Here is a 25,073-nt window from a genome sequence, read left to right as displayed (position 1 = left end):
CCGAAGGGTTGTGTTGGTTTCTACTTCTATGGAATGTAAAAGATGATATCGTCCATGGGTTTTTGCAATATACTCTTTGTGGAGGAAAATGAGAAGGGGAGGAGATCTGTTAGAGACGTTCCTCTAAGGTAAATTTGTATATAGCGTAGCGTCATAGTGTACTGTTCTTTGTGAGGAGAAAGAATGGAACAAGTAAAAACGTGATACGGCATTATACGATCTTCATTCAAAGATATTTTTGTGGATGTTTTTGAAAACTGTACAGTTAAATTAAAAAGAAAGGGTGTGGAGAAGAGTGATGGTTTGCAGCTGTATAGAACAGAAGAGTGCAAATAGTTTTCACATTGGGAGGTAAAAATTTTTAATAACAGTATGTTATAGATTTTTCTTCTACGAAATAATATTTCCAAAAGAGTGTTTTATTCGGAGAGTCGTGAGAGAGTAGGTTTTACATCGTGAGAGAACGGGTGCATAAAAGATGTAAAAGAAGCTCTTATTTTTGAGAAGAATTACTTTTGTTGATTGTGTTTTTATATCCTCATTTTGGAGGAATTGGCAATGATTACATATTTAAATAAAGTGGTCCCTCATTGCCTTGCGGACAAGTCCAATTAATATTTTGGTTGGGGTCTTTGATATCGCATATTTTACAATGTATGCAATTTGAAGCATTGATAACATAAGTTGTCTGATCATGATGGTTTAGCCATTCGTAGACAGCGGCAGGGCAATAGCGGGTGGAAGGTCCACCATAAACTGCATATTCAGAATTTTTTTGTTTATCTAATGAGGATATTTTTAAATGGCATGGTTGATTTTCTTCGTGATGCGTATTGGAAAGTGCAACACTGGAAAGACGATCAAAGGTCACAATACCATCTGGTTTTGCATAAGCAATGGGTTTAAAATTTTCTGCTGGTTCAAGACACGCATAATCTGCTTTTCCATGAGAGAGTGTTTTGAATAAAGAAAAGCCCAAAAATTGTTGCCACCACATATCAAAGCCAGCAAGCTTAATCCCATGTTTTGTGCCATATTTTGCCCAGAGCGGTTTGGCATTGCGTACTTTATAAAGATCTTTACCAATGGGACCTTTTCGCCAATGTTCTTCAATTTCTTTGACTTCATCGTGGGTGCGTCCTTGAGCGAGAGCTTTAGCAATTTTATCGGCTGCTAATATGCCAGATAAGATGGCATTGTGTGAGCCTTTGATTCGAGGAACATTAACAAAACCAGCGGAACAGCCAATAAGTGCTCCTCCAGGAAAGGTAAGTTTTGGAACAGATTGCCAACCACCTTCGCTAATAGCACGTGCGCCATAGGAAAGGCGTTTTGCACCTTTGAAGATCTCATAGAATTTGGGATGTGTTTTAAAACGTTGAAATTCTTCAAAGGGAGAGAGATAGGGATTTTTATAATCTAAATGCACCACGAATCCCACAGAAATGACATTGCTTTCCTGATGATAAAGAAAACCTCCGCCTCCGGTATTATTGTCTAAGGGCCAACCTATGAAATGTTGAACTAAACCTAGTTGGTGTTTTTGGGGATCAATTTCCCAGAGTTCTTTAAAACCAAGACCAAATTTTTGTGGTTCACGGTTTTTACTAAGATCAAACTTTTGTATCACTTGTTTAGCAACAGAGCCACGTGCTCCTTCCGCAATTAAAGTATATTTTGCCAACAAAGCCATCCCAGGCATATAATTTTTTCCAAGCGTTCCATCTTTATTAACGCCCATATCCCCTGTGAGAACACCAATGATAGCTCCATTATCATTTTGAATAGTCTCAGATACGGCAAAACCAGGATAGATTTCAACGCCGAGTTCTTCGGCTTTTTTGCTGAGCCAACGGCAAACATTGCCGAGTGAAACAATATAGCAGCCATTATTTGATAAGATTTTAGGGTAAAAAATATGAGGGAAGAGTGTTGCGTGTTTTGGTTTTAGAAAAAAAAACTGATCGCTGGTGACAGGTGTGTTAAAGGGATGATCATGTCCATTTCTCCACTCTGGTAGAAGTGTATCAATGCCGATGGGGTCAACAACTGCACCAGAGAGTATATGTGCACCAACTTCGCTCCCTTTTTCAACGACTGTGACAGAAAGTTCGGGATTAATTTGTTTTAGACGAATTGCCGCGGAAAGCCCCGCAGGTCCGGCTCCGACAATGACGATGTCAAATTCCATACTTTCACGTTGTTGATGCAAAGATGCATTCATGACTTATAAAGCTTTCTCCAACTCAGGAATAATGTGATGAAGATCACCTACTAGGGCGTAATCAGCAATTTGCATGATGGGGGCTTCTGCATCTTTATTGATGGCTACAATAATTTGTGCATCCATTATGCCTGCCAAATGCTGGATTGCACCGGAAATTCCGACAGCGATATAGAGTTCAGGGGCAACAACTTTGCCTGTTTGTCCAATTTGCCAATCATTAGGGGCATAGCCAGCATCAACGGCTGCACGGCTAGCACCTAAAGCTGCATTTAGCTTGTTTGCAAGGGGCAGAAGAAGTGCCATAAATTGTTCTTGTGAACCAAGACCACGCCCACCTGATATAATAACACGTGCTGAGGTAAGATCAGGGCAATCGCTTTTATTGGTTTCTGCTTTTATAAAAGAAGAAAGGTTTGGATTGGGCGCTGGTGTTATTGTTTTAATAGGAGCAGTGTTATTTTGGAAAGCGGTTGAAGGGAAGGCTGTTGTACGAACTGTTATGACCTTTTGACGATCATTGCTGCGCACAGTTTCGAGAGCATTTCCTGCGTAAATTGGTCGTTTAAAGATATCGGGAGCAAGAACAGCAACAATATCTGAAATTTGCATAAGATCAAGAAGAGCAGCTACGCGTGGCATGACATTTTTTCCGATGTTGGTAGAGGCAGCCATGATCACATCATAATCATTCGCATATTCGACAATTGTATTTGCCATAGGTTCAGCGAGATGATGTGCTAAATGATCAGCTTCAGCAACAAGAATCTGCCGTACACCAGAAAGCTTAGCACTGTTTTCGATGATTTTTTGAATCTTTGTTCCACAAACTAAAATATCAATATCATCGCTTATTTTTCGAGCTGCGGTGAGTACTTTTGCGGTTTGCTCTGTATTTTGTTCGGCTAATAAAAGAATTGCCATACGCTTTTACCTTTTTATGCTGTGTTGCTTTTGATTACTTTTTTATAGACTATTAAATTTTATAGACTATTAAATGCACTTTTTTTGTTTCAGCGCATTTACAAGTTCTGCTACATTGGCCATTTTGACACCAGATGGACGAGGAGATGGCTCTTCAACGCTAAGAACCGTTAAGCGTGCTCGTGTATCTATGCCAAGATCAGCAAGGGCCTTTTGTTCGATGGGTTTCTTTTTCGCTTTCATGATATTAGGTAAAGAAATATAACGTGGTTCGTTTAAACGCAAATCAGCTGTCATAATGATGGGAAGGGGAAGGCAAACAGTTTGTGTGCCATTATCAACTTCACGAGTGACCGTTGCGTGATCGTTTTCTATGTCTAAATGTGAGGCAAAAGTTGCTTGTCCCCAGCCAAGAAGAGCTGCGAGCATTTGTCCTGTTTGGTTGTTATCGTCGTCAATAGCTTGTTTTCCCAAGAAAACCATATCTGGTCTTTCTTCATCAACAATAGTCTTAAGAATCTTAGCAACGGCTAAGGGTTCAAGTGTTTGTTTCGTTGTTACAAGAAGTGCTCGATCGGCACCCATTGCAAGTCCTGTTCGCAAAGTTTCTTGTGCGGCTTCTGGTCCGATTGAAACAAGAACAACTTCTGAAACTTTCCCAACTTCTTTTTGACGAACAGCTTCTTCCACTGCAATCTCGTCAAAAGGGTTCATAGACATTTTTACATGGGAGAGATCAACGCCTGTACCATCGCGTTTGACACGTATCTTGATATTATAATCAACAACACGCTTGACGGCGACAATTATCTTCATAGCAATCCTCTTTGTCTGTATGATTACAAGTTTATAGTAATCTTTATAAGAAACCAAATTTTTTAGAATGAAATTTCATACAATCATTATATAAGTTTTCTTAAATTTTCTTGTTTATCATGGTTATTCGTCTTCCTTTTATTGTTGCTCACTTTAATAATTATCACCTTCGCTTGGATAAAAATTCCATTCATTTTAAATGGATATTCTCATCATAATTTTAAAAGAATTTAAAATAAAAGAGATACAGAATGGTAAATGGTATGAGAATAACTCACAAGAGGGTTCACATGTACAGTTCATTACAAATCAAAAGGATCTTAAGATTAAGGGTAAAAGAGTAAAAAAGAAAAATGGAAAATAATTTTTCAATTTGAATCTTATAAAGTGTTATCATGAAAGATTACGCATAAATATTTTGAGCAAGTTCTTAAAACTCTATTTACCAACATAGAGCATTCTTTCCAATGATCTATACGATTCTTTGCAGAAGATTAATTGAGATATAGCATTTTGCAAGACAATGAGGGGTAGTGTTTTTGAATAGAAAGATTCATACGATAAAGCAGACGGAGCAAGATAATCCTTCCTTTCGCGTTGTGGGGAAAAAGGAAAGGGAAGCTACGCTGACTGAAATAACAATGTCGGACATTGCCAAAAAATTACGCTCGGTTTATGCACAAATGCAGAAGAAACATTCACCGCGTCCTTTGATATCGCAAAGTTTTGTGGAAGAGGGTTTAAAATCTTATTTGGATGACATTAGTCGGGCAATTTTGGCCGAGCACTATATTCGTCGTCAAAGAGAAAGAAAGCTTTTTGAGTACTTGGAGCAGATTAAATCGCTTGTTCAGAATTTGCAAAATGAAAAGACAAATCTAGAAGAAGCAGTGATAAAACAACGCATGTCTCATTCAAAGTCGCTTGATTCTGTTGTGCAGAAGCTTGCTGATATGACGTGTGGAGAAAACCAAGAACGTCCGTTGCTCCAAGAAGTACCAAACGTTTCAAGACAAAGCTGTACAACCAAAAGCCAAACAGATCTTGAAAACTTTTCGCAAAAAGAGCATAAAAGTTCTTTGCCAAGAGATGTCATGCAGCCTTCTTCAAAAGAGGCTGCGAAGCGTGTGGTGGATTCGAAAATAGAGGAAAAGTGCTCCGATGTTCAAGTATCTGATTATTGCACGGAGAATAATTTGTCTCTTTCTTTAGATGCTGAGTCTAAAGGAACTATCTCTTTGTTCCGTTTTCCAGTTAAGAATTTTTTTTGGTATTTTTTAATTATGATATCTACTATAGTGATAACATTATGTTTTTATGGAGTTTTAAGAGAAGATCTTTTTAATTTTATGATTTAAGAATATTGATGTAAGATGTTTTATGCATTTATTATTTTGCAAAGACATATATGGTTTTCTAAAATGTTCTTTTACAGACAAAAAGATTGCTGGAGAAAAGGAATATGAGAGAGGAGCTCTCAAATTATCTAAAAAACCAAATTATTTTGAAAGTTTTGTAAGTGAGTATCTATTTACCAATTGCTGAAATGTCGCTCAACATGCTGATTTTGATAGGGATGGGGATCGTTGCTGGTTTTTTTTCAGGTCTTTTTGGGATTGGTGGTGGTTTTCTTATCACACCTTTGTTGATTTTTTATAATATACCTCCTGCTATTGCTGTTGGAACAGGCGCTAACCAAATGATTGCATCATCTATAATCGGCGCAATTACACATTTTAGAAGACGCACTCTGGATATTAAACTTGGCCTTTTTTTAGTGGTTGGAGGGGGGATAGGCTCTATCCTTGGAACGCAGATTTTTTCTATTCTGAAAAAATGGGGACAATTAGATCTTATCATTTCACTTCTTTATGTGATTCTTCTTGGCAGTGTAGGAAGCTTGATGATTATTGAAAGTTGGCGCGATATGCTTCACCAGCGCAAGGCACCAAAAGTCAATATTCGTCTTGCTGGGAGACATAATTGGATCCATCATTTGCCATTCAAAATGCGTTTTCGGACATCAATGATATATGTCAGCATCATTCCAGTTTTAGGAATTGGTCTTATTGTTGGCTTGTTATCCTCTATTATGGGCATTGGTGGTGGGTTTTTCATGATACCAGCACTGATTTATCTTCTACGTGTTCCAACCAGTGTGGTGATTGGAACTTCACTTTTTCAGATTACATTTGTGTCTTCCTTTACCACAGTTTTGCAAAGTGTGAGCAATCAGTCAGTTGACATTGTTTTAGCTTTTTTGTTGATGCTTGGGGGAAGTATTGGGGCACAATATGGAACACGGGTTGGACGAAAGTTAAAAGCTGAACAATTACGTATGGCACTTGCTTTTCTGGTGTTGATTGTATGTATGCGTCTTGCTTTTCAGTTGTTTGTACGCCCTGATAATCTGTTCTCTCTAGATGTTCTAATGAGATAAAAATGGGTCGATTATTTTCTTTATGCATCGTTGTAAGCTGCTTTTATGTAGTCTCTTTTTCTACCTATGCAGATGTTGGAAAAAACGCTACATTTGTTGATCAAATTGATCACGAAACTATCCAAATTATTGTGACAACCAACAGGATTATGGTTGACACACAATTCGATGGTCGTGATCTTTATATCGCAGGCGTTTTGGAAAATATCGGTTCATTATATTCTCGACAAAACCATTATGATATTGTTGTCATCCTAGAAGGGCAAGCGCGACCTATGGTTATGCGGGAAAAAAAACGGAATGCTGGTGTTTGGGTTAACGCAGATTCCCTTGTTTTTAAAAATGTTCCTCTCTTTTATTCTATGGTTACAACGCGTGACATTGATGAGATTTCTAGTGTTGAAGAGTATAAACGCTTGGGGTTAGGACTATCCTATTTGTTACTGAAAACGGATGAAAAAGATCAGGAGAAAGTACAAATCTTTCGTGATGAACTTATAAAATTGCAAAAAGCTAAAAATCTTTATCATGAGGAAGTAGGCGGCGTTCGTTTTGGTTCTGGTACTCTTTTTACAGCACATTTTCGTTTACCGGCAAATACACCTGTTGGACATTATCAAGCCCGTGCTTATCTTTTTCGCGATGGGCAGTTTATTGATAGCGCGACTACGACTCTTGAAATCGTTAAAGCACATATTGCTTATACAATCTTTCATGTAGCACATAAGCACAGTTTTTTATACGGTATTGTTGCGGTGATTGTAGCTATTAGTACAGGTTTTTTATGTCGTCTGATGTTTCGAAAGGATTAACACAAGGGGAAGTCTGAAGTATTTATTTTTTATGGAAAATACGTAAAAAAAGAAAAATAGGCACAACAATGATGGCTCCCATTATGGTCATATGGAAGAAGTTTGTAAGTGTTATAAATCCTGTTTCCCACAGGGATTTTAAAAATTCTGTTATTGTTCGCACGAGACTTCGAGGTGTCCATCCAAGAAAATTCATTACGATACCAGCGAGAAATGAAAGGATAAGCAATTTTATGGCAACACGCCCTAATGTTCCTCCAAGAAATGCATGAAAAGAATGAGACATATTGCTCCTTTATATATTTTTTGACACATCTCCACATAATATTGTGCTTTTGTTGCAATAATACAACGATATTCTTATCAGAAAGAAGAGAAATTGCTTTTTTTATTATTTTTTCTTACTTCTCTTTCGAGTTTACCACCTTGTAATACTGGTGTAATTTTTGCGCTGGTTTCTGAAACGCGCTCATGTTCTGTTGGCATTTTTCGAAATATTTTCATATTATTCCTTTCATTAATTTGGTGGGTATTCTTTATTTTCTATAGATTTGCAGGGGAATTTTGTAATGTTTTGTATGACATTAAAAATTTTTCAGTATGAAAATAAATATGTTACGTTTAAAATGTAATTTTAAAACAACCTATCTTGTAAAGAGACTATCTATCTTAATAAAGATGTGCTTATATAGGTATTAAGATTGGATATTTCAACTTGTATAAAAAAGTAATAAATTTGTTCTTTGCAAAAAACAGGCATAACAAATTAAACAGCGTTTAGTATTTCTAGAAAAATGGGGGGCTTTAAAATGCTTTGATGAAAAAATGATTATATGCCGATATGTGGTTAAATATCAGGTTATTCTTCTTATATTTCAAGTGATGCTACAGTTGCCTTAAAATTATGGTAAGGCGCAGATTTTAGATTGTTACTTGATCCGGATGTGGGAAATTCTCATTTCCTTCTAAAGGAGAAATGAAAATGATCACGATAGACAACTTACAATTTATCTACTTATCTACGATCATCAAAATATCAGATTCTATTGAGGTTCTTGAAGTAATTGGAATGACGTTTTGATGATAGTTTTTAGAAAATGACAAAAAGAAATTTTGCGGAGAAATCTGTCTGATGAAGCAAAGAAGGATTTTTTTCTGATATACTTTGGATAGTAAGTGCGGTGATATCGTTCATAGATGTTGTCATCTATGATAGCCTCATTTTAATTAGATCGTTTTTTGTTGCATATTTGGGTTTAGCGGATACCTGCTTAAAGGGATTGAGATTTTGGTAAACAGTTTCTGATACTGAAGATTTTTTTATTTTTCCTCTAGGAGGTGTGCTTTCTAAGCGTGATAATATTTTTTTTGCACGTCATTGTTGCATGAGAACTTTATACAACAAACTTTAAAAGGAAAAGTCTATGAACTTGAAAAGAAGAATATTGAAGGGGAGCAGTTCTTTTGTTTCTGCTGTTATGGCAATGGGTATGTTTGTGCAACATGTTTCAGGCAAAACACCTGCTGATACGCTCGTGATGGCTTGGAATCTTGATCCAATAAGTAACTTTGATCCTGCGCAAATCAATGACCGTTATGGTAATGAAGTTCTTGTCAATGTTTGTGATAATTTAGTTGTTTCAGCTAAAGATGATGCGACTAAACTTGTTCCCTCTTTGGCAAAGAGTTGGGATGTTTCAAGCGATGATCAGGGTACCGTTATTACTTTTCATTTGCGCGATAATTTAAAGTTTAACGATGGTAGGCTTACTCATGCCAATGATCTTATTTGGGGTATGAAGCGGGTTGTAAAATTGAAATTGTCCACTGCGGCAACTTTTAATGAATATGGTATCACAGAACAAAACATGGATGAAGCTTTTCAAGCTCCGGATGACAAAACAGTGGTGATGAAATTTGATAAGCCTTATCCAGCAGAGCTCATTCTTAGCCATTTTGCGAGTAGTCGTACACTTGCTTTACTTGATCGTGAGACACTCATGAAACACGAGCAAGATGGAGACATGGGCAATCGGTATTTGGCTAGTCATTCTGCTTGTGTTGGTCCTTATCAGATAAGCAGTTGGCATCCTGGAGAAGCGATTTTGTTGCGTGCAAGCTCCAATTATTGGGGTGAAGCGCCTAAATTGAAGAAGATTCTCATTCGCCATGTTGCGGAGCCTGGAACGCAACGTTTGTTGTTGCAAAAACACGATATTGATGTTGCACGTAATTTGATGCCAGAGGATTTGGCAGATCTTCAAGCAACAACAGATATCAAAGTTAAAAAAGTGTTAGAACCATCTGTCATTATATGGGGGTTCAATGTGACAAGTCCAATTTTTTCCAATGAAAAAGTGCGTTTAGCGATGCGCTATCTTATTGATTATGAAGGACTTGGAAAAACCCTTCTCAAAGATGTTGGTATTCCCCGTGCAAGTTTTATCCCTCTTGGTAATCTTGGCGCTTTGGATGAAAAAGAAGGACAACCCTTTAAACTTGATCTTCAAAAAGCCAAGCAGCTTTTAACAGAGGCAGGTTACCCAGATGGTTTTGAGGCCAATATTTTTGCCGGAGCTTCTCCTTATCCTTTCGCGTTGCCAATTGCCCAATCTCTCCAAGAAAATGCAAAAAAGGTAGGCGTACGTTTTAAAATTGAACGTTTTGTAGGTACGCAGTTATTTTCGAAACTTTACGCACGTTCTTTTGATACGATTTTTTTCGGATGGAATAATGATTCTGCTGATCCTCATACAATGGCTTCACGTCTTATTTACAATCCTGATAATCGGTTTGAAGCGAAAAATACAGGTTATGCTAGTTGGTGCCATGGATATTTTGATGAAAGTATGAATCAAAAGGTTAAGGATGCATTGTTTGAAAAAGATCCGCGAAAACGGGCAAAAATGTATGCTGATTTGCAGCGTGAATTTATGCAGAAAGGTCCTTATGCTTTTATTTATCAGACGTATCACACTGTAGCAATGACTCCTGATGTCAAAAAATGGGTTTGGAATAGTGCACCACGTATTTTTTATAGCTCAATTGAAAAATAAGAAGGTATCAAGTTTATAAAATACAAAACAGTATGATCATGATCTATTTGACGTATTGCAAAGGGTTTAAGAACTTTGCAGTACGTTGAATTTTTTAATTTTGCTTTACGACTTTCAAAAGCATCGAGAGCAATATCTTTTAAATAATGGAGATTACGCATTGCTTTACGTTTTTGTTTGTTACGTTCTTTAATGGGGCACGGTTCTCACGAAGAACAAAACGCCATTGAATTGCACATTCACAAATTTGCTTTAAAGAGATATCTCTTAAGGCACCCAAGCCCATTTCACGATGTCGCCTGTGGATGATATACTGGTAAATCCATTGAGCGCCACCATCTTTACGCTTATCAAGGGACAAGCTGGCGCCATCATACTCTTTACCGGCCCCAATGTTATGACAGCCCCTGGTATTTAGACGATTCATAAGAGGCATTTTTACGCCTTTCTTCTCTTTTTTTATCTACACGCTAATCCCACTTGTGACGGGCAAGGGAATGATTGTGATTGATTCAACATAAGCAGGTTTGGAATGACAGAATCTTAGGATATTTGAATCTCTCATTCAATATACAAAATGATGAATGATTGTTATAAATCAATACGTTGTCTTTAATAGATGATAGACTGATATGTTGTGTAAAGAATATTGTTCTAAGCATTAATAGACTGATCGTTATCATAAATATCACGACGAATTTTTATATGGCTATTAACCACGGCATTGCCATAAATTTTTACATGATGATCAATCTCTTTTAGAAAAAGATTTTATGTTTATTAAAGATTTTTTGTGTGGGTGTTAGAATTGGATATTTCAATTTTTGTTGATACTCTTTTATAGGATGAGCTAATGCTTTATGAATTTTCATCCAATATCTTCATGTTTTATTTCAATTCTGATAGTGGTTTAAGGTTAAAAGTACAGGTATCTTAGTTGACGCCATAGGTTTTGAATAAAAATATAAACTAATAAGCTAAAGATGTTATATTTCGAAAAGATTCACAGAAAAGAGCGTAAAGAATTAAAAAATGGTAAGTTTGTTTGATGAAAAAACAGGTGCAACGAATGTAGCAGAATTTACTGTTTCAGAAATAGCAGGGGCTTTAAAGCGTGTTGTTGAAGAGAAGTTTGGTTATGTACGGGTTCGTGGGGAGATATCAGGTTACCGTGGTCCTCATGCTTCGGGGCATGCTTACTTTGCTTTAAAAGATGATAAGGCGCGATTAGAGGCTGTTGTTTGGCGTGGATTCATGGAAATGCTCAAATTTCCTCCTGAAGAAGGGATGGAAGTCATCGCCGTTGGCAAACTAACCACTTATCCAGGATCATCTAAATATCAAATTGTCATTGAAGCACTTGAACCAACGGGAGTTGGTGCTTTGATGACTCTCCTAGAAAATCGCAAGAAGAAGCTTGCGGATGAAGGTTTATTTGACGAATCTAAAAAGAAACCTTTGCCTTATATGCCGCGAATTATAGGTGTTGTGACATCGCCAACAGGGGCTGTTATTCGTGATATTATTCATCGTATATCAGATCGTTTTCCATTGCACATTTTGGTTTGGCCTGTTCGTGTTCAGGGTGAAACAAGTGGGCGTGAAGTGGCTGCTGCTGTTGAAGGTTTTAATGCACTTCCTTTAGGAGAACTTGTCCCAAGACCTGATCTTATTATTGTTGCACGGGGTGGAGGAAGTTTAGAAGACTTATGGGGGTTTAATGATGAAGCTGTTGTTCGTGCTGTTTACGGATCTACTCTTCCGGTTATCTCTGCTGTTGGGCATGAAACGGATTGGACTCTCATTGATTACGTTGCTGATTGGCGTGCTCCAACGCCTACAGGAGCAGCGGAAAAAGCTGTTCCCGTCAAGCTTGATCTCGAATTGTATGTATCGTCTCTTGGTGCACGTTTACGCAAGGGATTTGCGCGTTATTTTGATTTTCATCAACAAAAATTGCGTGCGATTATACGTGCTCTTCCAACTTCTGACCAACTGTTTGCTTTACCACGGCGTGGTTTTGATGAAGTTTCAAGTCGATTACAGCGTGCTCTTTGTGTGAGCTATGATAAAAAATATTTTTATTTTCATGCACTTGCTATCCGTTTTGCACCGCGTTTGCTGAATACCGAAAAAGCACAACGCAATACAAAGGAATATACTATGCGTCTTCATCGTGCTTTTATGCGCAATGTGGAAAAGCAACGTGCTGAGCTAGAGGTAGCATTTAGGCTTTTAAAAAGCACTTCGTATCAAAATATTTTAGAGCGTGGTTTTGTTTTGGCTTTGGGACAAGAGAATAAGCCTATTAAACGATTGGTTCAGCTTCCTGAAACAGGACAAATCAATTTACGCTTTTTTGATGGTGAAATTAATGTTTTAACACATGACCATGCTTTCAACCGATCTTCAAAGTCTAAACGGTTAAAGTCGAATCAAGATGATCAAGGAACCCTTTTTTAGTATGCCAAAAGTTATGCTTGATGAAGGGCTTCTCATGGGAGCGGATGGGAAAGTTCGTTGTTCATGGGCTGGAACTGACCCGCTTTATTGTGCTTATCATGATAATGAATGGGGAAAGCCTGTTTTTGAAGATCGTCATTTATTTGAAAAAATTTGTCTTGAAGGTTTTCAGGCAGGACTTTCTTGGCTAACAATTTTAAAAAAACTTTCTTCTTTTCGAGATGCATTTGATCACTTTGATTTTGAAAAAATCATTCATTATGATGAAGGGAAAGTGCAAATATTATTACAGAATAAAAGCATTATTCGTCATCAAGGAAAAATTCGGTCGGTGCTTAATAATGCGTTGAGAGCACAAGAAATTGTAACGGAGTGGGGAAGTTTGTCTTACTATTTTTGGTCTTTTCAACCACCACAATCGGAGCGTTATGAAAAGATAGATTTTCAAACGCTATTGGCTCATCCGATAACACCTGCTTCTCTTCGGCTTTCTAAAGATTTAAAGCGACGTGGTTGGACATTTATTGGTCCCACCATTTGTTATGCTTTTATGCAAGCTGTAGGGATTGTTAATGATCATATTGAAGGGTGTTTTTTTCGGTAAATTTGCAAATCTTTCTTTGCTTAATAAACGTTGCTCAGTAGCATAAATAAAAGGTCGTGGAATGGTCTTTTATTGTTTTCTTGTTTTTATTGGATCATCATTCCTGAACGTGATAGTATAGAATATATTTTAATAGCTACAGTAATCCCAGAAATGTGAAGAAAAAGAAAAAAATAATTTTTTCTGAAACCATTATTGACATAATTTACAGCATTGGTTTTGTTTAATATTTATAGGGCAGTTATAATAAGGCACATGATAACGTTTTTTTATAATTATTATAAATAAAGTATTTTTCAACATAGAATTGTTATCGTATTGGTTTGTTTTTGTATCCAATACATAAATTTACAGAATGACTTTGCAAAAGGAAAGTAAATAAAATCAAAGCTTTATCTATAATGTAAGGGCTTTGAGAGGGTATTAATTCTATTACGCTTTTTGCCTCTATCCCTCATTTTTATAGTTTCAAGGGCAAGTTTTTTTGATCTACGCTTTACGCTTTTGGTATAGAGAGATGCTATATCGTCATCTATCCATTCAAAAAGTGCTTTCAATTGTAAGACCGTTGTACTCGAATGAGCGGCACGTGTTGCTGCTCATTTTCTTAAGTCATGCGCTGATTTTTAAATTCCAGCTATTTTACAAGCCTCACGAAAGAGGTTTCCAAAACTTTCTTAATGAACTTATTTCCATTTTCCTCACGAGTAAATATTTCTTTTGCAATAGGCCCAATCTTAAAGATTTCTACTAATTCAGAAAAATAGGAAGAAAAACATTTGTTTGGAAATTACTTTTCTCTATTTTGAAATGAATGATATTCTCTTTGACATCTTTTCAACCAATGTGAACAGCATCACTACGACGCAAACCCGTGTAAAGAAGAATATCAATCCAAACACGTTCATGGGTACTATGGGATCAAGAGTGATAATATTTCTCAACACCTTCTTCTGTCCAAACAGCAAATCTCTCTTTGTTATTGAAAGCTGGTCTTTTTACTTCTACAGTTGGATTGTTTTTAAAAGACTTTGATCAATTGCCCAATTAAAAAGGTCATTAAGTGCTTTTAGGAAATTTTGAGCCATCGCTGGTATTTCTTTACGCCGTTCAACACCAGTTATGATATGTTTCTTTCGATGGCTTTATATGGAATATGCTCTATTGCATCGCATACCTTCATAAGGATGAATTCTCTTTGTTTTTTGTAGCTTTAGCAAAGTTATGTCAATGGGAGCTGTTAAAATATTATTTAATCAACCATGCAAAAGAACCTTCAACTAGTTTCCCTAGTTTGGATTTAGAAAGTATAAGTCCTTGTAATTGGAAAAGTGCACTTTTGTAATTGTCAACAAATTCTTGTGTTTCATAGGTTCCTCGTACTCTCATAGGTTCTCCATGACCAATACGCACATACCACACGATTTTTTGATATTTGGTAATTTTTTTAACAAGATGAGGGGGGGATGTGGTTTGATTATGGTGGGCCTATAAGACGATATCAAGGTCGTATTTATGTTGAATGAATTCCAAATGTTATCAGGTTGCGCTGCTGAATTTGGTATTGGGATATTGGATTTCAGATAGATGAGGATTTCATCTGTAGGCTTTATTCATTCGCATCCTTGTTTTTTGCTTCTCTTAAGGCGCGAGCAATAGCAGGTTGTGTTATAGCAGTGGGGCGAGGTGCCATGTTTATTTTCCTTTCTTAGATGCAATTGACCTGTGGTGTGAATCAGGCATTTATTGATAATACTATGAGCGGATGATTGGCAAGAGGACGGTGGAATATTACCATAGTTAAAAAGTTTGTAAGTCATTTTAGATGAACTTAATTTTATATTTCCAATCTTGTAATTTTATAAGAGTTAAGGCTACTTTTCTCTATGAAATACACATAAATTAGCTTTAAACTAGGCGATCACAATACATTTTTTGTCTAAAACATTTTATAAGATTTTTTTGTCGTATTCAAATTCTTTTTAAGAGCTGTATTTTGATAGCTCTCAAAGAGAAGTTTATAATCTTAAATTTTATTGTTTTTCACAGACAATACCAAGTTTAGGAATGCGCAGATATTCAAGAGGAAAGCCCTTTATTTTTTTCTTCATATTTTCTACTTATTGAAATTTTACGAAGATTTCACAAAAATTTAATATCATTTTTTTATGTATAGGATTTAGATTACAAGTTTAGAGAAATCTGCTACTTTTGTTGTAATGGTGTGGATATATTTGAGAAGAGCAAGACGATTCATACGAATATTGGGATTTTTATCATTCACCAACACTTTTTCGAAAAATATATCGATAAATTTTCCGAGTGGAGAGAGCATACTGAGTATATTTGATAAATCTGTAGCAGTGATATGTTGAGGTATCTTATTTTCTCTTTCAATGATTTCTTGATAAAGTTGTTTTTCTTCTGTTTCAATAAAAAGTTCAGGGTTAATTTCATTTGCTCTTATTGTCTCTTTTTGTGATTCATTTTCAAGAATATTTACAGTACGTTTTACAGCGGATAAAAAGTTGTTTCCTTCATTTGTATTGATAAAAGAAATCAGCGATTCGACGCGACGCGCGACTGATAAAAAGTCATCAGAATCTTTATTTAAGATTGCTTCAATAGCATCATAACGGGCACCTTCCTCTTTTAAATAGATTTTTAAACGTTCATGAAAAAAAACCAACAGATCTGATAAAATATATTCTGTTTTTTCTAGAAGTAGATTCTGTGATTGCGTATTTTCTCTTTGCGATTCTTCATATTTATTTTTTTGTTGTAAGAAAAGATTCGCTGCCAAATGAAACAGGGGTATGAGATTAATTTTCCAGTCACGCAAAAGAACAAGTCTAATAATTCCCAATGCTGCTCGTCTTAATGCATAAGGGTCTTTGGAACTTGTAGGTTTTTCATTAATGAGCCAAAAACCAACAAGCATATCAATTTTATCAGCCAGTGCAATTGTTATTGTAAGAGGCTCTTGTGGAATACGATCTTTTGGTCCTAGAGGTTTATAATGGTCTTCAATTGCTTCAGCTACGCGAGGATTTTCTCCTTGAAGAAGGGCATATTTTCGTCCCATCAGTCCTTGTAGTTCAGGAAATTCTCCGACAATTTCTGTTTGCAAATCAGCTTTTGCGAGCACTGCGGCACGTTTAGCTAAAAGCGAGTTCGCTTGCACCAAAGGGGCAATTTTTTGTGCCAAAGCAGCGATGCGTTCTACTCTTGCACCTTGTGTACCTAATTGTGCATGGAAGGTCACATTTAAATGATCCAATCGTGCCATTCTCTGATCGAGAGTTTTTTTTAAATCAAGATCAAATTTTCTTGCAGAAGATTCTAAATGCTTAATATCGGGTAAATCATGTTGGTCTGTTTGCCAAAAATAAAGTGCATCGGAAAGGCGAGCACAGACAACTTTACTATTTCCTTTAATAATTTCTTTGCCTTCATCACTTGCAAGGATATTAGAAACAAGAATAAAATGATGAGACAGTTTGATCTTATCGCCTTGTTTGCGCGTTACAAAGCATTTCTGATGTGTACGAATGGTCAAACGAATAATTTCTGGAGGAATATCAAGAAAAGATTTATCAAAATCGCTCATAAGGACAGCAGGCCATTCGACAAGTCCTGCAACTTCTTCTAAAAGTGCGTCATCTTGAACCAGTTCTAAACCATTTGCAAAGCAAAGATTTTGAGCATCAGCCAAAATGATATTCTTTCGCCTTTCTGCGTCAAGAATAACTTTATGGGCTTCAAGCTTGGTGATATAATCCTCGAAGCGGCGGATTTGAAGGGGATTTCCGTCGCTTAAGAAACGATGACCATAGGTTAGATGATTGCTTTTGAGAGAACCGATAGTAAACGGAATGACATGTGTTTCACCAATTTCTGGTCCAAAGACGCAAAGAATATTTTGTAAAGATCGAATCCACTTCAAAGCTCCGCTTTTGGCTGAATCTTCGCCCCAACGCATAGACTTTGGCCAGGGAAAGTTACGAATAATATCTGGTAAAATATCAGCAATAATTTCTTCTGCTTTTCTGCCTTTTTTAATGATTTTAGCGACATAAAAATCGCCTTTTTTACTATCATGCACAATATCTGCTTCAGAAATATCACTTAGTCCTGTTGAGCGTAGAAATCCATCAATGACATGCTGTGGTGATTTTGTACTGGGACCTCTACGTTCTTCATGGATATCTTTTGAACATAGAGAAAGACCGCGTATGTCTAATGTTAGTCGACGAGGTGTCCAATATTCCTTAGCAACTCTGTAAGTTAAGCCTGTTTTTACGAGTTGATCCGTAAGACATTTTTTGAGATCAGCAGCCGCTTTTCGTTGCATGCGTGCAGGAATTTCTTCACTGAAAAGTTCCAGAAGAAGATCAGACATTAGATTTTTCCTTTAGTGTGATTTGACCCAGCTTCTGTATGTAAGAAAGCCTCTCCACAACGGCGTGCAAGATCGCGAACGCGAAGAATATAACTTTGTCTCTCGGTTACAGAGATAACGCCACGTGCTTGTAAAAGATTAAAAATATGACTCGCTTTTATACATTGGTCATAAGCTGGAAAAACGCACCGATGAAAAATATTTTCTTTATCTGGTTTTCCAGCTTCAAGAAGGGCAATACATTCACGTTCTGCATCGATAAAATGTTGGTGTAGCAGTTTCGTATCAGCAAATTCAAAATTATAGTATGAATATTCTTGCTCTGCTTGTAAAAAAATATCTCTATAACTTATTTTATTTTCGCCATCTAAGCCATTAAAGTTAAGATCGTAGACGTTATCAACACCCTGTATATACATTGCGAGACGTTCAAGCCCATAAGTGAGCTCCCCTGAAACTGGAGCACATTCAATACCACAAACCTGCTGAAAATAAGTAAATTGAGAAATTTCCATTCCATCACACCAACACTCCCACCCAAGCCCCCAAGCACCAAGGGTAGGACTTTCCCAATCATCTTCAACAAAGCGAATATCGTGAAGCTTTGTATCAAGACCGATAGCTTGTAGCGAATTGATATAAAGCTCTTGTAAATTGGGAGGAGAAGGCTTGATAAGCACTTGAAATTGATAATAATGCTGTAAACGATTTGGATTTTTACCATATCGGCCATCTGTTGGGCGTCTAGAGGGTTGGACGTAAGCAACTTTCCAAGGACGAGGTCCCAGTGAGCGCAGTGTTGTAGAGGGATGAAAAGTTCCAGCTCCGACTTCCATATCGTAAGGTTGCAAAATTGCGCATCCATAATGCGCCCAATAATTTTGCAAAGTTAAAATAAGTCCCTGAAAAGAATATTTGGGATTGAGATGTTCAGGCAGTTTCACGCTTTATACTCTTTTAATATTTAACCAATAGACAGCAACCAAAAGCACCTAATATTTTACACTTTTCTATTGTTTCATAGGGTTATGGTCAAGTGTTGTCATTTATTGTAAACCAAATTTCAATTTCTTTCGGATTTGTTTAGAATCCTTTGCTTCTCCATCAATTGCATGATTCCATTGAAACATGGCTTCACGCTTGCGTCCAATTTTCCAATAAGCATCGCCTAAATGATCATTTAATGTTGGATCTTCAGGTTGCAATTTGACGGCAGTTTCCAATATTTGAGCAGCTTGGTTATATTGCTTAAGTTTGTAATAAGCCCATCCTAGAGAATCGAGAATATGACTATTTTGAGATTGTAATGCGGAAGCCTTTTGCAGCATATGGAGCGCTTCTTCAAGTTTTTGATTACGTTCAACAAGTGAATAGCCCAAATAATTAAGAATTTCAGGTTGATCGGGAACAAATTCAAGCGCTTTTCGTAAATCAACTTCGGCTTTTTTCCATTGCTGTAGACGTTCAAAAGCGATACCACGTTGATAAAAGAGTTTCCAATCATCACGTTGAAAATTTTTTATTTGTGCAATAGCATAATCCATACTTCTAGCAGCTTCAGCAAATTTGTTTTCTTGCATATAAACGGCAGCTAATGTTATCAAAATATGGCGATCATTGGGGAATTTTCTCTTTAATGCGCCAAGTAATTTGATGGCTTCATTGTGCTTATTGTTATTTGCAAGAATAAATGCAAGCCGTAGCTGCCCAATTCTATAATAAGGGGAGCTAGGTGATAAAGCCTGATAAAGCTTAATTGCTTGATTGGTATCATCCAGCTTGGTAGAAATATTTGCTAGTTGAAACAATATTGCATCATTTTGAGGATAGAGGGTTAAAGATAACTGTTTAAAAATACGTGCAATTTGTCCGGAGTTTTTATGATTTAAAGCTGCACCAAAGTTATACAATACTTCCCCTGCTCCTTGTTGGGGTGTTTGAATTAATCTTTCTAGGGAAGCACCTTTTTCAACTTTTTCTCGGATGTTTTTGAGTATTTCTCGACCTTGCAACATTTGTTCGCCGAGTTTAAGAGTTTGAAGAGCTTGATTGCGCATTTTGTAACGCAATTGGAATGAGGCGTATGCTATGATAACACGTTCATAAGTGTTAGGAGCTATAGCAATACCTTGTCGGTTATTGAGAGCTTGAGTAAAATATTTTTTTGCGTCCTGTGTGTGTTTTGCTAAATCACTCATAAGTGCAAGATGATAGCGTATAAAAAGCTCATACCAAGCAGGCCCTTGAATTTTTTCAAGATCAGCAATTGCTTGAGCACGTTGTCCAGCCCCGAATGCAGCCCACGCTCCGATAAGTTCAGGTATGGGATTATTACTAGCAGCAGGTGTTTTTAATTTTAGAAGAAGCTTGGCATTTTCGTAGTCTTTTTTAATGAGATTTTCTATAGATAGCGTTAAGGAAACAAAGGGTGTTATGACATCTTGCTCTTTAAGTCTTTTGGCTTGTTGAACAGCTTCTTTAAAGGCTCCAACGGAGAGAAAGGATTCAAGGAGCTCTTTTTGTGTTTCAATGCTATCAGGTTTATAAACGAGCGCTTGTTTAAAATAATTGATGGCAAGATTTGTTTTATTTTCACGATTTGCGATCTTTCCAGCGAGATAGGCGCCTGCAAATGATGTTGTCTTTGTCGTGGCATTTATTTTACTGTAGGTAATTGCTGGCATCAGTATGATACCTGCAATAAAGAGAGTAAAAAAGCGGGATACTGTTGCACCGCACATAGAGCTAATCCTTTTCAAGATAATCAATCGATTGTATGGTTTATAGGTCATATCCGATCACTTTGTTGAAAAATATTAAGATTCTGGCAAAGAATCAGTTTACACGCGCAATACAAAAATCAACAGTTTCAATGAGAGCATTGCGAGCAGGGCTTTTTTTTATCGAAGTAAGAGCATCGATTGCGCGCTTACCATAAATGCGCGCTTGCTCTATTGTATCCGTGATGCTACCATATTTTTCGACTAAGTGTTGTGCGTGAGCAAAGGCTTCATCGTTGCTATTGCCGTCTTCAAGAGCGTGTTTCCAAAATGCTTTTTCTACCGTGTTACTACGTGCATATGCGAGGATAACAGGCATAGTAATTTTCCCTTCTCTAAAATCATCTCCTATATTTTTTCCCAAATGTTGAGCAGTGCCACTATAATCAAGTGCATCATCAATTAATTGGAATGCGAGGCCTAACAATGTTCCATATTCGCGCAAGACAGAGCGCTCTTTTTCTTTATAGCCAGCAATAATGGGTCCCACTTCAGCAGCAGCTGAAAAAAGTGCTGCTGTTTTTGCATTGATGATTTTGAGATAGTTAGAAACGCAGGTTTCTATATTTTTTGCAGCAGAAAGTTGCATAACTTCTCCCTCAGCAATAATTGCCGCAGCGTTTGCTAGAACAGAAAGTGCTTTTATAGAACCAACCTCAACCATCATTTTAAAAGCTTGTCCTAAAAGAAAATCGCCAACGAGTACGCTTGCTTGATTTCCCCAAATCATTCTCGCAGTAGATTTTCCGCGTCGTAAATTGCTTTCATCAATCACGTCGTCATGTAATAAGGTTGCTGTATGCATAAATTCAACGGCTGTTGCAAGTTTTATATGCCCATCACCCTGATAATCAAACATATGAGCGGAAGCTAACGTAATCATAGGGCGTAATCGTTTTCCACCCGATGTAATGAGATGATTGGAAATTTCAGGGATCATTTCAACTTCTGATTTTGCCATAGAAAGAATGAGTTGATTGACCTGTTCCATATCATGTTGGGTAAGATTGATGAGGGGTTGGAGAGAGCTTTGATTGTTTTTTGTCTGATTTATTTTTGCAGCTACGCTCAATGTGTTTACTCCTAGAGTATTGCAATGGAAAGAGATGAATTTTATTTTGCCTATTAGCATAAAGAGGCTTTTACTTTGACACAAGCTTTTGATGTTACTTTGGAGTGGAAGCTTTTGATGGTATTTATAAGGGATATTTTTAAAAGCTTGTGTAATTTTTTGTTATAAAGTTGTAAGAAAAATTTACAGCATTTTTGTTTAAACAGCATTTGATAGGAAAAAGTGTAGTTATTTAACAGGAACATTAGATTTTCAGATGGATGAAATAACGAATCAGAGTGATGAAACAATGGATAGCTTTCATCGCGGAAAATTTTATTTGGTTCAGCCACGTAAATATGGTCATCGTTCTGGTATGGACGCTATGTTATTAGCCAGTTTGGTTCCCAATAATTTAAAAGGGAAGGTTGTTGATTTAGGTGCTGGTGCTGGTGCTGCGGGATTGGCGGTTGCTGCGCGTTGTCTGAAAGTTCATGTTACATTGGTTGAAAGATCGGCTTTTATGGCATCCTATGCACAAAAAACGCTTATGTTAAAACAAAATGAAAAACTTGCTGGGAGAATTTGTTTGTTAGAAGCAGATATTACTTTAAAAGGTAAGAATCGCTTAAAAGCAGGCTTGATAGATAATTTTTTTGATTTTGCGATTATGAATCCCCCTTTTAACAATCCGATAGATCGCAAAACACCTGATAAACAAAAAGTGGAAGCACATGTTATGTCTGAGTCAATGTTTGATCATTGGTTGCGGAGTGCCGCAGCAATTGTTAAACCAGGTGGATATCTAGGGTTAATTGCGCGTCCACAATCGCTGAATGATATTTTGCATGCTTTGGAAGGACGCTTTGGTGGTACTTGTATAATTCCTGTTCATGCACGTGCAACAACGGCGGCAATGCGTATTTTACTTTATGCAAAACGAGGAAGTAAAGCGGCTTTATCCATATTACCAGCGCTGGTTATGCATGAGGGGAATGATCATGCTTTTTCATCACGGATTGATGCGATTAATAATGGGCGTATAAGCTTGTGGGAAATGTTTTAATAATATCTTGTATTTTTCAATTTATTATTTAGAATCAATTTTAATCTTTAAAAGGAGATTTAGTTTTGGGTGAATTTTCTCTTGGATTTGTAATTTGGGCTTTTTTACTCATTTTTTAGTTCAGTTATAGTTTTCCTTTTGTTTGCCTTTGTTTCTTTGGTTGCTTCTAACTTATAAAGAAAGTTTTATTTTGATGAGCTGTATCAAGAATCTTATTCCACGTCATTTTTATTCTAATGAACTTGAAATTCCTGTAGTGCGTCTTCATGGGGTAATTATGGATTCAACAAGTCCAATGGCACGTTCGCTTTCATTAGTCAGATGTGCTAGTCTTTTAGACAAGGCTTTTGCGTACAAAAGAGCTCCGGCTATTGCACTTCTTATCAACTCTCCTGGCGGGTCACCTGTGCAATCACGTTTTATTTTCAAGCGTATTCGTGATTTAGCAGAGGAAAAAAAGAAGCAGGTTCTTGTCTTTGTTGAAGATGTAGCGGCATCCGGTGGTTACATGATTGCTTGTGCGGGGGATGAGATTTTTGCTGATCCTTCTTCAATTGTTGGTTCTATAGGGGTTGTTTCTCAATCCTTTGGTTTTCCTGAGCTTTTGAAGAAGATTGGTGTTGAGCGGCGTGTTTACACAGCAGGGAAGAACAAGGTTACGTTAGATCCATTTCAGCCTGAAAAGAAAGCAGATGTTGAGCATTTGAAATCTTTGCAACTCGAAGTTCACCAAACTTTTATTGATTTGGTTAAAGAGCGACGTGGAGAGAAGTTATCAGATAATTCAGATATTTTTACAGGGATGTTTTGGAGTGGAAAGAAAAGCGTTGAGCTTGGATTGATTGATGGATTGAATGATATACGTTCTGTTATTAAAGAGCGGTTTGGCTATAATACTAGGTTGCGATTAATTACGCCTCCAAAGAGTCTTTTAGGACCTAAAGTTCCTTCGGGGGTAACTGCGCACACAGTTTATACAGCAGTTGATAGTGCATTTGTAGCAGTACAAGAACGTGCGCTTTGGCAACGTTATGGTTTGTAACTGGACGTACAATTCGATAGAGAATCAAGGAAGAGAGTGATTTTATCGAGAAACGGTTGTGAAAAAGCGTTAAAACGATATGAAGAGAGGCGTTTAGTTGATTTTTTATAGCGTTTCCTGTGTCTATTGTTTGTTTAGAAAAGGATTACAGAAGGCATTACAGGGAGAAAAGGACTAAAAAGTCTAAACCAAGCATGATGAAAATGGGTCTATTGGTAAAGAGTTCCTGTACAGGTGAATATTACATCAGATGATGTCGGGTACGCAAACTTCATTTAAGAGGTCTTCTTATATATTTACACCCATTAAGTTGAATTTAACTTTGCATGTTGTTGGGCAGCGTGCTGATGGTTATCATTTAATAGAAAGTTTGGTCTGTTTTAGTCTGAGCGGTGATTGTCTAGGTTATGCTCCGTGTGAAAGTGATCGCTTTTTTTTAGAGGGGCCGTTTGCAAATAAGCTTGTTTCTGATGCGAATAATTTAGTTGTTCGTGCACGCGATTTTATGCGTAATACATTTCCTAGAAATGCGAAGCCTTCTTTTTTTCGGTTGATTAAAACGTTACCTATTGCTTCAGGCATTGGTGGTGGTTCAGGTGATGCGGCCGGTGTTATAAGCATGTTGCATCAACAATGGAATCTTGATTGTTCTTGTGAAAAATTAGCACAAATGAGCTTAGTTCTTGGTGCAGATGTGCCGATGTGTCTTTTTGCATTAGAATATCAACAGCCGCTTTTTGTGCAGGGAATTGGTCAAGATATTATACCACTTCCAGAAGTTTGTTCTCTTGCAATGGTATTAGTGAATCATGGACAACAAATTTCAACGAAAGCTGTTTTTAAGGCTTTGGAAAAGCATGATCATCCTTCCTTAACGATTGATCCAGCAGCTCTAAAGTCGGTTTATTCATTAGTTGAAGCTTTACAGGAAACGCGTAACGATCTTTTTCTTCCTGCATTAAAAATTGCACCACAATTAACGCAAGTGTTATCTCTATTAAATGAGTGTGGTTCTCTTTTTTCTCGTATGTCTGGAACAGGGGCAACTTGCTTTGGTATTTTTAAAGACCAGCAAGCCGCTCAAAAGGCAGCTCTTTTTATTAAATCGTTACATCCAAGTTGGTTTGTGAAACCAATCATAACTTTGGGAAAGATTTGAGAAATAAAGATGCAGGTAAAAAATTTTACTTGGTAACGATTCTATTATGTGTAATGGAGCAATTAAGCAAGAGAATGAGTGTTTTTCTATTCTCTAGATTAAAGGTAGGGACTTGCTAGGGTAATATTTTACGAAAGAAAATAAAGAGCTGTGCAGAAAGCTTCATGATTGCGTTTTTTTATTTTTTTGTTTATGCAAGGGTTCATGAGGATGTTTGGAGAGCAATCTCTACTA

At 36.9% G+C, this 25,073-nt stretch carries 18 protein-coding genes and 3 pseudogenes; 9 read left to right on the top strand and 12 right to left on the bottom strand.

The window, feature by feature from the left end; translation table 11 throughout:
• Positions 1 to 562 precede the first annotated feature (562 nt).
• The 3 genes from NMK50_RS05960 to NMK50_RS05950 all read right to left on the bottom strand — a co-directional run bounded on the left by NMK50_RS05960 (position 563) and on the right by NMK50_RS05950 (position 3,964).
• Positions 563 to 2,224 (bottom strand): electron transfer flavoprotein-ubiquinone oxidoreductase, encoded by a 1,662-nt coding sequence (locus NMK50_RS05960; protein WP_254769713.1) that lies wholly within the window; start codon positions 2,222 to 2,224, stop codon positions 563 to 565.
• Positions 2,225 to 2,227: 3 nt separating this feature from the next.
• Positions 2,228 to 3,148, bottom strand: coding sequence for an electron transfer flavoprotein subunit alpha/FixB family protein (locus NMK50_RS05955; RefSeq protein ID WP_254769712.1), 921 nt, complete (start codon positions 3,146 to 3,148; stop codon positions 2,228 to 2,230).
• 69 nt (positions 3,149 to 3,217) lie between these two features.
• Positions 3,218 to 3,964: an electron transfer flavoprotein subunit beta/FixA family protein gene (locus NMK50_RS05950; RefSeq protein ID WP_254769711.1), complete on the bottom strand. Its 747-nt coding sequence runs from the start codon at positions 3,962 to 3,964 to the stop codon at positions 3,218 to 3,220.
• Positions 3,965 to 4,503: 539 nt separating this feature from the next.
• On the opposite strand from NMK50_RS05950, the gene NMK50_RS05945 reads away from it, so the two are divergent.
• The 3 genes from NMK50_RS05945 (at position 4,504) to NMK50_RS05935 (ending at position 7,216) form a co-directional block, all read left to right on the top strand.
• Positions 4,504 to 5,322 carry a hypothetical protein gene (locus NMK50_RS05945; RefSeq protein ID WP_254769710.1) on the top strand — a complete coding sequence of 273 codons (819 nt, stop codon included), beginning with the start codon at positions 4,504 to 4,506 and terminating at the stop codon, positions 5,320 to 5,322.
• A gap of 161 nt (positions 5,323 to 5,483) precedes the next feature.
• The gene (locus NMK50_RS05940) at positions 5,484 to 6,404 is read left to right on the top strand and encodes a sulfite exporter TauE/SafE family protein (RefSeq protein WP_254769709.1); all 921 of its coding nucleotides are present in this window, start codon (positions 5,484 to 5,486) and stop codon (positions 6,402 to 6,404) included.
• Positions 6,405 to 6,406: 2 nt separating this feature from the next.
• Positions 6,407 to 7,216, top strand: a complete 810-nt coding sequence (locus tag NMK50_RS05935) for a TIGR02186 family protein (protein ID WP_254769708.1) — start codon at positions 6,407 to 6,409, stop codon at positions 7,214 to 7,216.
• 22 nt (positions 7,217 to 7,238) lie between these two features.
• Here NMK50_RS05935 and NMK50_RS05930 read toward each other — a convergent pair whose 3' ends face one another.
• Together NMK50_RS05930 and NMK50_RS05925 are read right to left on the bottom strand one after the other, a co-directional pair.
• Entirely contained in the window at positions 7,239 to 7,502 is a 264-nt protein-coding gene (locus NMK50_RS05930) for a DUF6460 domain-containing protein (protein WP_254769707.1), read from the bottom strand.
• A gap of 77 nt (positions 7,503 to 7,579) precedes the next feature.
• Entirely contained in the window at positions 7,580 to 7,720 is a 141-nt protein-coding gene (locus NMK50_RS05925; protein WP_254769706.1) for a hypothetical protein, read from the bottom strand.
• 920 nt (positions 7,721 to 8,640) lie between these two features.
• Between NMK50_RS05925 and NMK50_RS05920 the strand changes: the two genes are divergently transcribed.
• Positions 8,641 to 10,272, top strand: a complete 1,632-nt coding sequence (locus NMK50_RS05920) for an ABC transporter substrate-binding protein (RefSeq protein WP_254769705.1) — start codon at positions 8,641 to 8,643, stop codon at positions 10,270 to 10,272.
• Between the two features lie 89 nt (positions 10,273 to 10,361).
• Here the strand turns inward: NMK50_RS05920 and NMK50_RS05915 are convergent.
• Positions 10,362 to 10,708, bottom strand: a pseudogene (locus tag NMK50_RS05915) (integrase arm-type DNA-binding domain-containing protein); the annotation flags it as partial.
• A 596-nt stretch (positions 10,709 to 11,304) separates the two neighbouring features.
• Between NMK50_RS05915 and xseA the strand changes: the two are divergent.
• Positions 11,305 to 12,735 (top strand): exodeoxyribonuclease VII large subunit, encoded by a 1,431-nt coding sequence (gene xseA / locus NMK50_RS05910; protein WP_254769704.1) that lies wholly within the window; start codon positions 11,305 to 11,307, stop codon positions 12,733 to 12,735.
• Positions 12,713 to 13,339, top strand: a complete 627-nt coding sequence (locus NMK50_RS05905) for a DNA-3-methyladenine glycosylase I (protein ID WP_254769703.1) — start codon at positions 12,713 to 12,715, stop codon at positions 13,337 to 13,339. Before xseA ends, NMK50_RS05905 begins: the two co-directional genes overlap by 23 nt.
• 392 nt (positions 13,340 to 13,731) lie before the next feature.
• On the opposite strand, the pseudogene NMK50_RS05900 reads toward NMK50_RS05905, so the two are convergent.
• The 6 genes and pseudogenes from NMK50_RS05900 to NMK50_RS05880 form a co-directional block, all read right to left on the bottom strand.
• Positions 13,732 to 14,782 (bottom strand): annotated as a pseudogene (locus NMK50_RS05900) (tyrosine-type recombinase/integrase).
• A gap of 45 nt (positions 14,783 to 14,827) precedes the next feature.
• Positions 14,828 to 15,032: pseudogene (locus NMK50_RS10520) on the bottom strand (hypothetical protein).
• A gap of 486 nt (positions 15,033 to 15,518) precedes the next feature.
• Entirely contained in the window at positions 15,519 to 17,741 is a 2,223-nt protein-coding gene (gene glyS, locus NMK50_RS05895; RefSeq protein WP_254769702.1) for a glycine--tRNA ligase subunit beta, read from the bottom strand.
• Positions 17,741 to 18,685 (bottom strand): glycine--tRNA ligase subunit alpha, encoded by a 945-nt coding sequence (locus tag NMK50_RS05890; protein WP_254769701.1) that lies wholly within the window; start codon positions 18,683 to 18,685, stop codon positions 17,741 to 17,743. The genes glyS and NMK50_RS05890 overlap by 1 nt, the downstream gene beginning before the upstream one ends.
• 102 nt (positions 18,686 to 18,787) lie before the next feature.
• A complete protein-coding gene (locus tag NMK50_RS05885) occupies positions 18,788 to 20,482 on the bottom strand; it encodes a tetratricopeptide repeat protein (protein ID WP_254769700.1) in 1,695 nt (564 codons plus the stop codon).
• 94 nt (positions 20,483 to 20,576) lie between these two features.
• Positions 20,577 to 21,653, bottom strand: coding sequence for a polyprenyl synthetase family protein (locus tag NMK50_RS05880; RefSeq protein ID WP_254769699.1), 1,077 nt, complete (start codon positions 21,651 to 21,653; stop codon positions 20,577 to 20,579).
• Positions 21,654 to 21,849: 196 nt separating this feature from the next.
• On the opposite strand from NMK50_RS05880, the gene NMK50_RS05875 reads away from it, so the two are divergent.
• From NMK50_RS05875 to NMK50_RS05865, 3 genes are all read left to right on the top strand, one after another.
• Positions 21,850 to 22,638 (top strand): tRNA1(Val) (adenine(37)-N6)-methyltransferase, encoded by a 789-nt coding sequence (locus NMK50_RS05875; protein ID WP_254769698.1) that lies wholly within the window; start codon positions 21,850 to 21,852, stop codon positions 22,636 to 22,638.
• A gap of 193 nt (positions 22,639 to 22,831) precedes the next feature.
• The gene (locus tag NMK50_RS05870) at positions 22,832 to 23,680 is read left to right on the top strand and encodes a S49 family peptidase (protein ID WP_254769697.1); all 849 of its coding nucleotides are present in this window, start codon (positions 22,832 to 22,834) and stop codon (positions 23,678 to 23,680) included.
• Between the two features lie 250 nt (positions 23,681 to 23,930).
• Complete coding sequence (locus NMK50_RS05865; protein ID WP_254769696.1) at positions 23,931 to 24,839, top strand: 4-(cytidine 5'-diphospho)-2-C-methyl-D-erythritol kinase; 909 nt, start codon at positions 23,931 to 23,933, stop codon at positions 24,837 to 24,839.
• Positions 24,840 to 25,073 lie beyond the last annotated feature (234 nt).

This window comes from Bartonella harrusi, from assembly GCF_024297065.1.
GTDB classification, from domain to species: Bacteria; Pseudomonadota; Alphaproteobacteria; order Rhizobiales; family Rhizobiaceae; genus Bartonella; species Bartonella harrusi.
This window is presented reverse-complemented; position numbering and strand designations above follow the sequence as displayed.

Excerpts from the sequence above, each read along its gene's own strand:
- NMK50_RS05885 (WP_254769700.1), bottom strand. The coding sequence starts at position 20,482 with ATGTGCGGTGCAACAGTATCCCGCTTTTTTACTCTCTTTATTGCAGGT.
- NMK50_RS05905 (WP_254769703.1), top strand. The coding sequence starts at position 12,713 with ATGATCAAGGAACCCTTTTTTAGTATGCCAAAAGTTATGCTTGATGAA.
- NMK50_RS05930 (WP_254769707.1), bottom strand. The coding sequence starts at position 7,502 with ATGTCTCATTCTTTTCATGCATTTCTTGGAGGAACATTAGGGCGTGTT.
- NMK50_RS05880 (WP_254769699.1), bottom strand. The coding sequence starts at position 21,653 with ATGCTAATAGGCAAAATAAAATTCATCTCTTTCCATTGCAATACTCTA.
- NMK50_RS05875 (WP_254769698.1), top strand. The coding sequence starts at position 21,850 with ATGGATGAAATAACGAATCAGAGTGATGAAACAATGGATAGCTTTCAT.
- NMK50_RS05960 (WP_254769713.1), bottom strand. The coding sequence starts at position 2,224 with ATGAATGCATCTTTGCATCAACAACGTGAAAGTATGGAATTTGACATC.
- NMK50_RS05955 (WP_254769712.1), bottom strand. The coding sequence starts at position 3,148 with ATGGCAATTCTTTTATTAGCCGAACAAAATACAGAGCAAACCGCAAAA.
- xseA (WP_254769704.1), top strand. The coding sequence starts at position 11,305 with ATGGTAAGTTTGTTTGATGAAAAAACAGGTGCAACGAATGTAGCAGAA.
- NMK50_RS05950 (WP_254769711.1), bottom strand. The coding sequence starts at position 3,964 with ATGAAGATAATTGTCGCCGTCAAGCGTGTTGTTGATTATAATATCAAG.
- NMK50_RS05870 (WP_254769697.1), top strand. The coding sequence starts at position 22,832 with ATGAGCTGTATCAAGAATCTTATTCCACGTCATTTTTATTCTAATGAA.
- NMK50_RS05920 (WP_254769705.1), top strand. The coding sequence starts at position 8,641 with ATGAACTTGAAAAGAAGAATATTGAAGGGGAGCAGTTCTTTTGTTTCT.
- glyS (WP_254769702.1), bottom strand. The coding sequence starts at position 17,741 with ATGTCTGATCTTCTTCTGGAACTTTTCAGTGAAGAAATTCCTGCACGC.
- NMK50_RS05925 (WP_254769706.1), bottom strand. The coding sequence starts at position 7,720 with ATGAAAATATTTCGAAAAATGCCAACAGAACATGAGCGCGTTTCAGAA.
- NMK50_RS05865 (WP_254769696.1), top strand. The coding sequence starts at position 23,931 with ATGATGTCGGGTACGCAAACTTCATTTAAGAGGTCTTCTTATATATTT.
- NMK50_RS05935 (WP_254769708.1), top strand. The coding sequence starts at position 6,407 with ATGGGTCGATTATTTTCTTTATGCATCGTTGTAAGCTGCTTTTATGTA.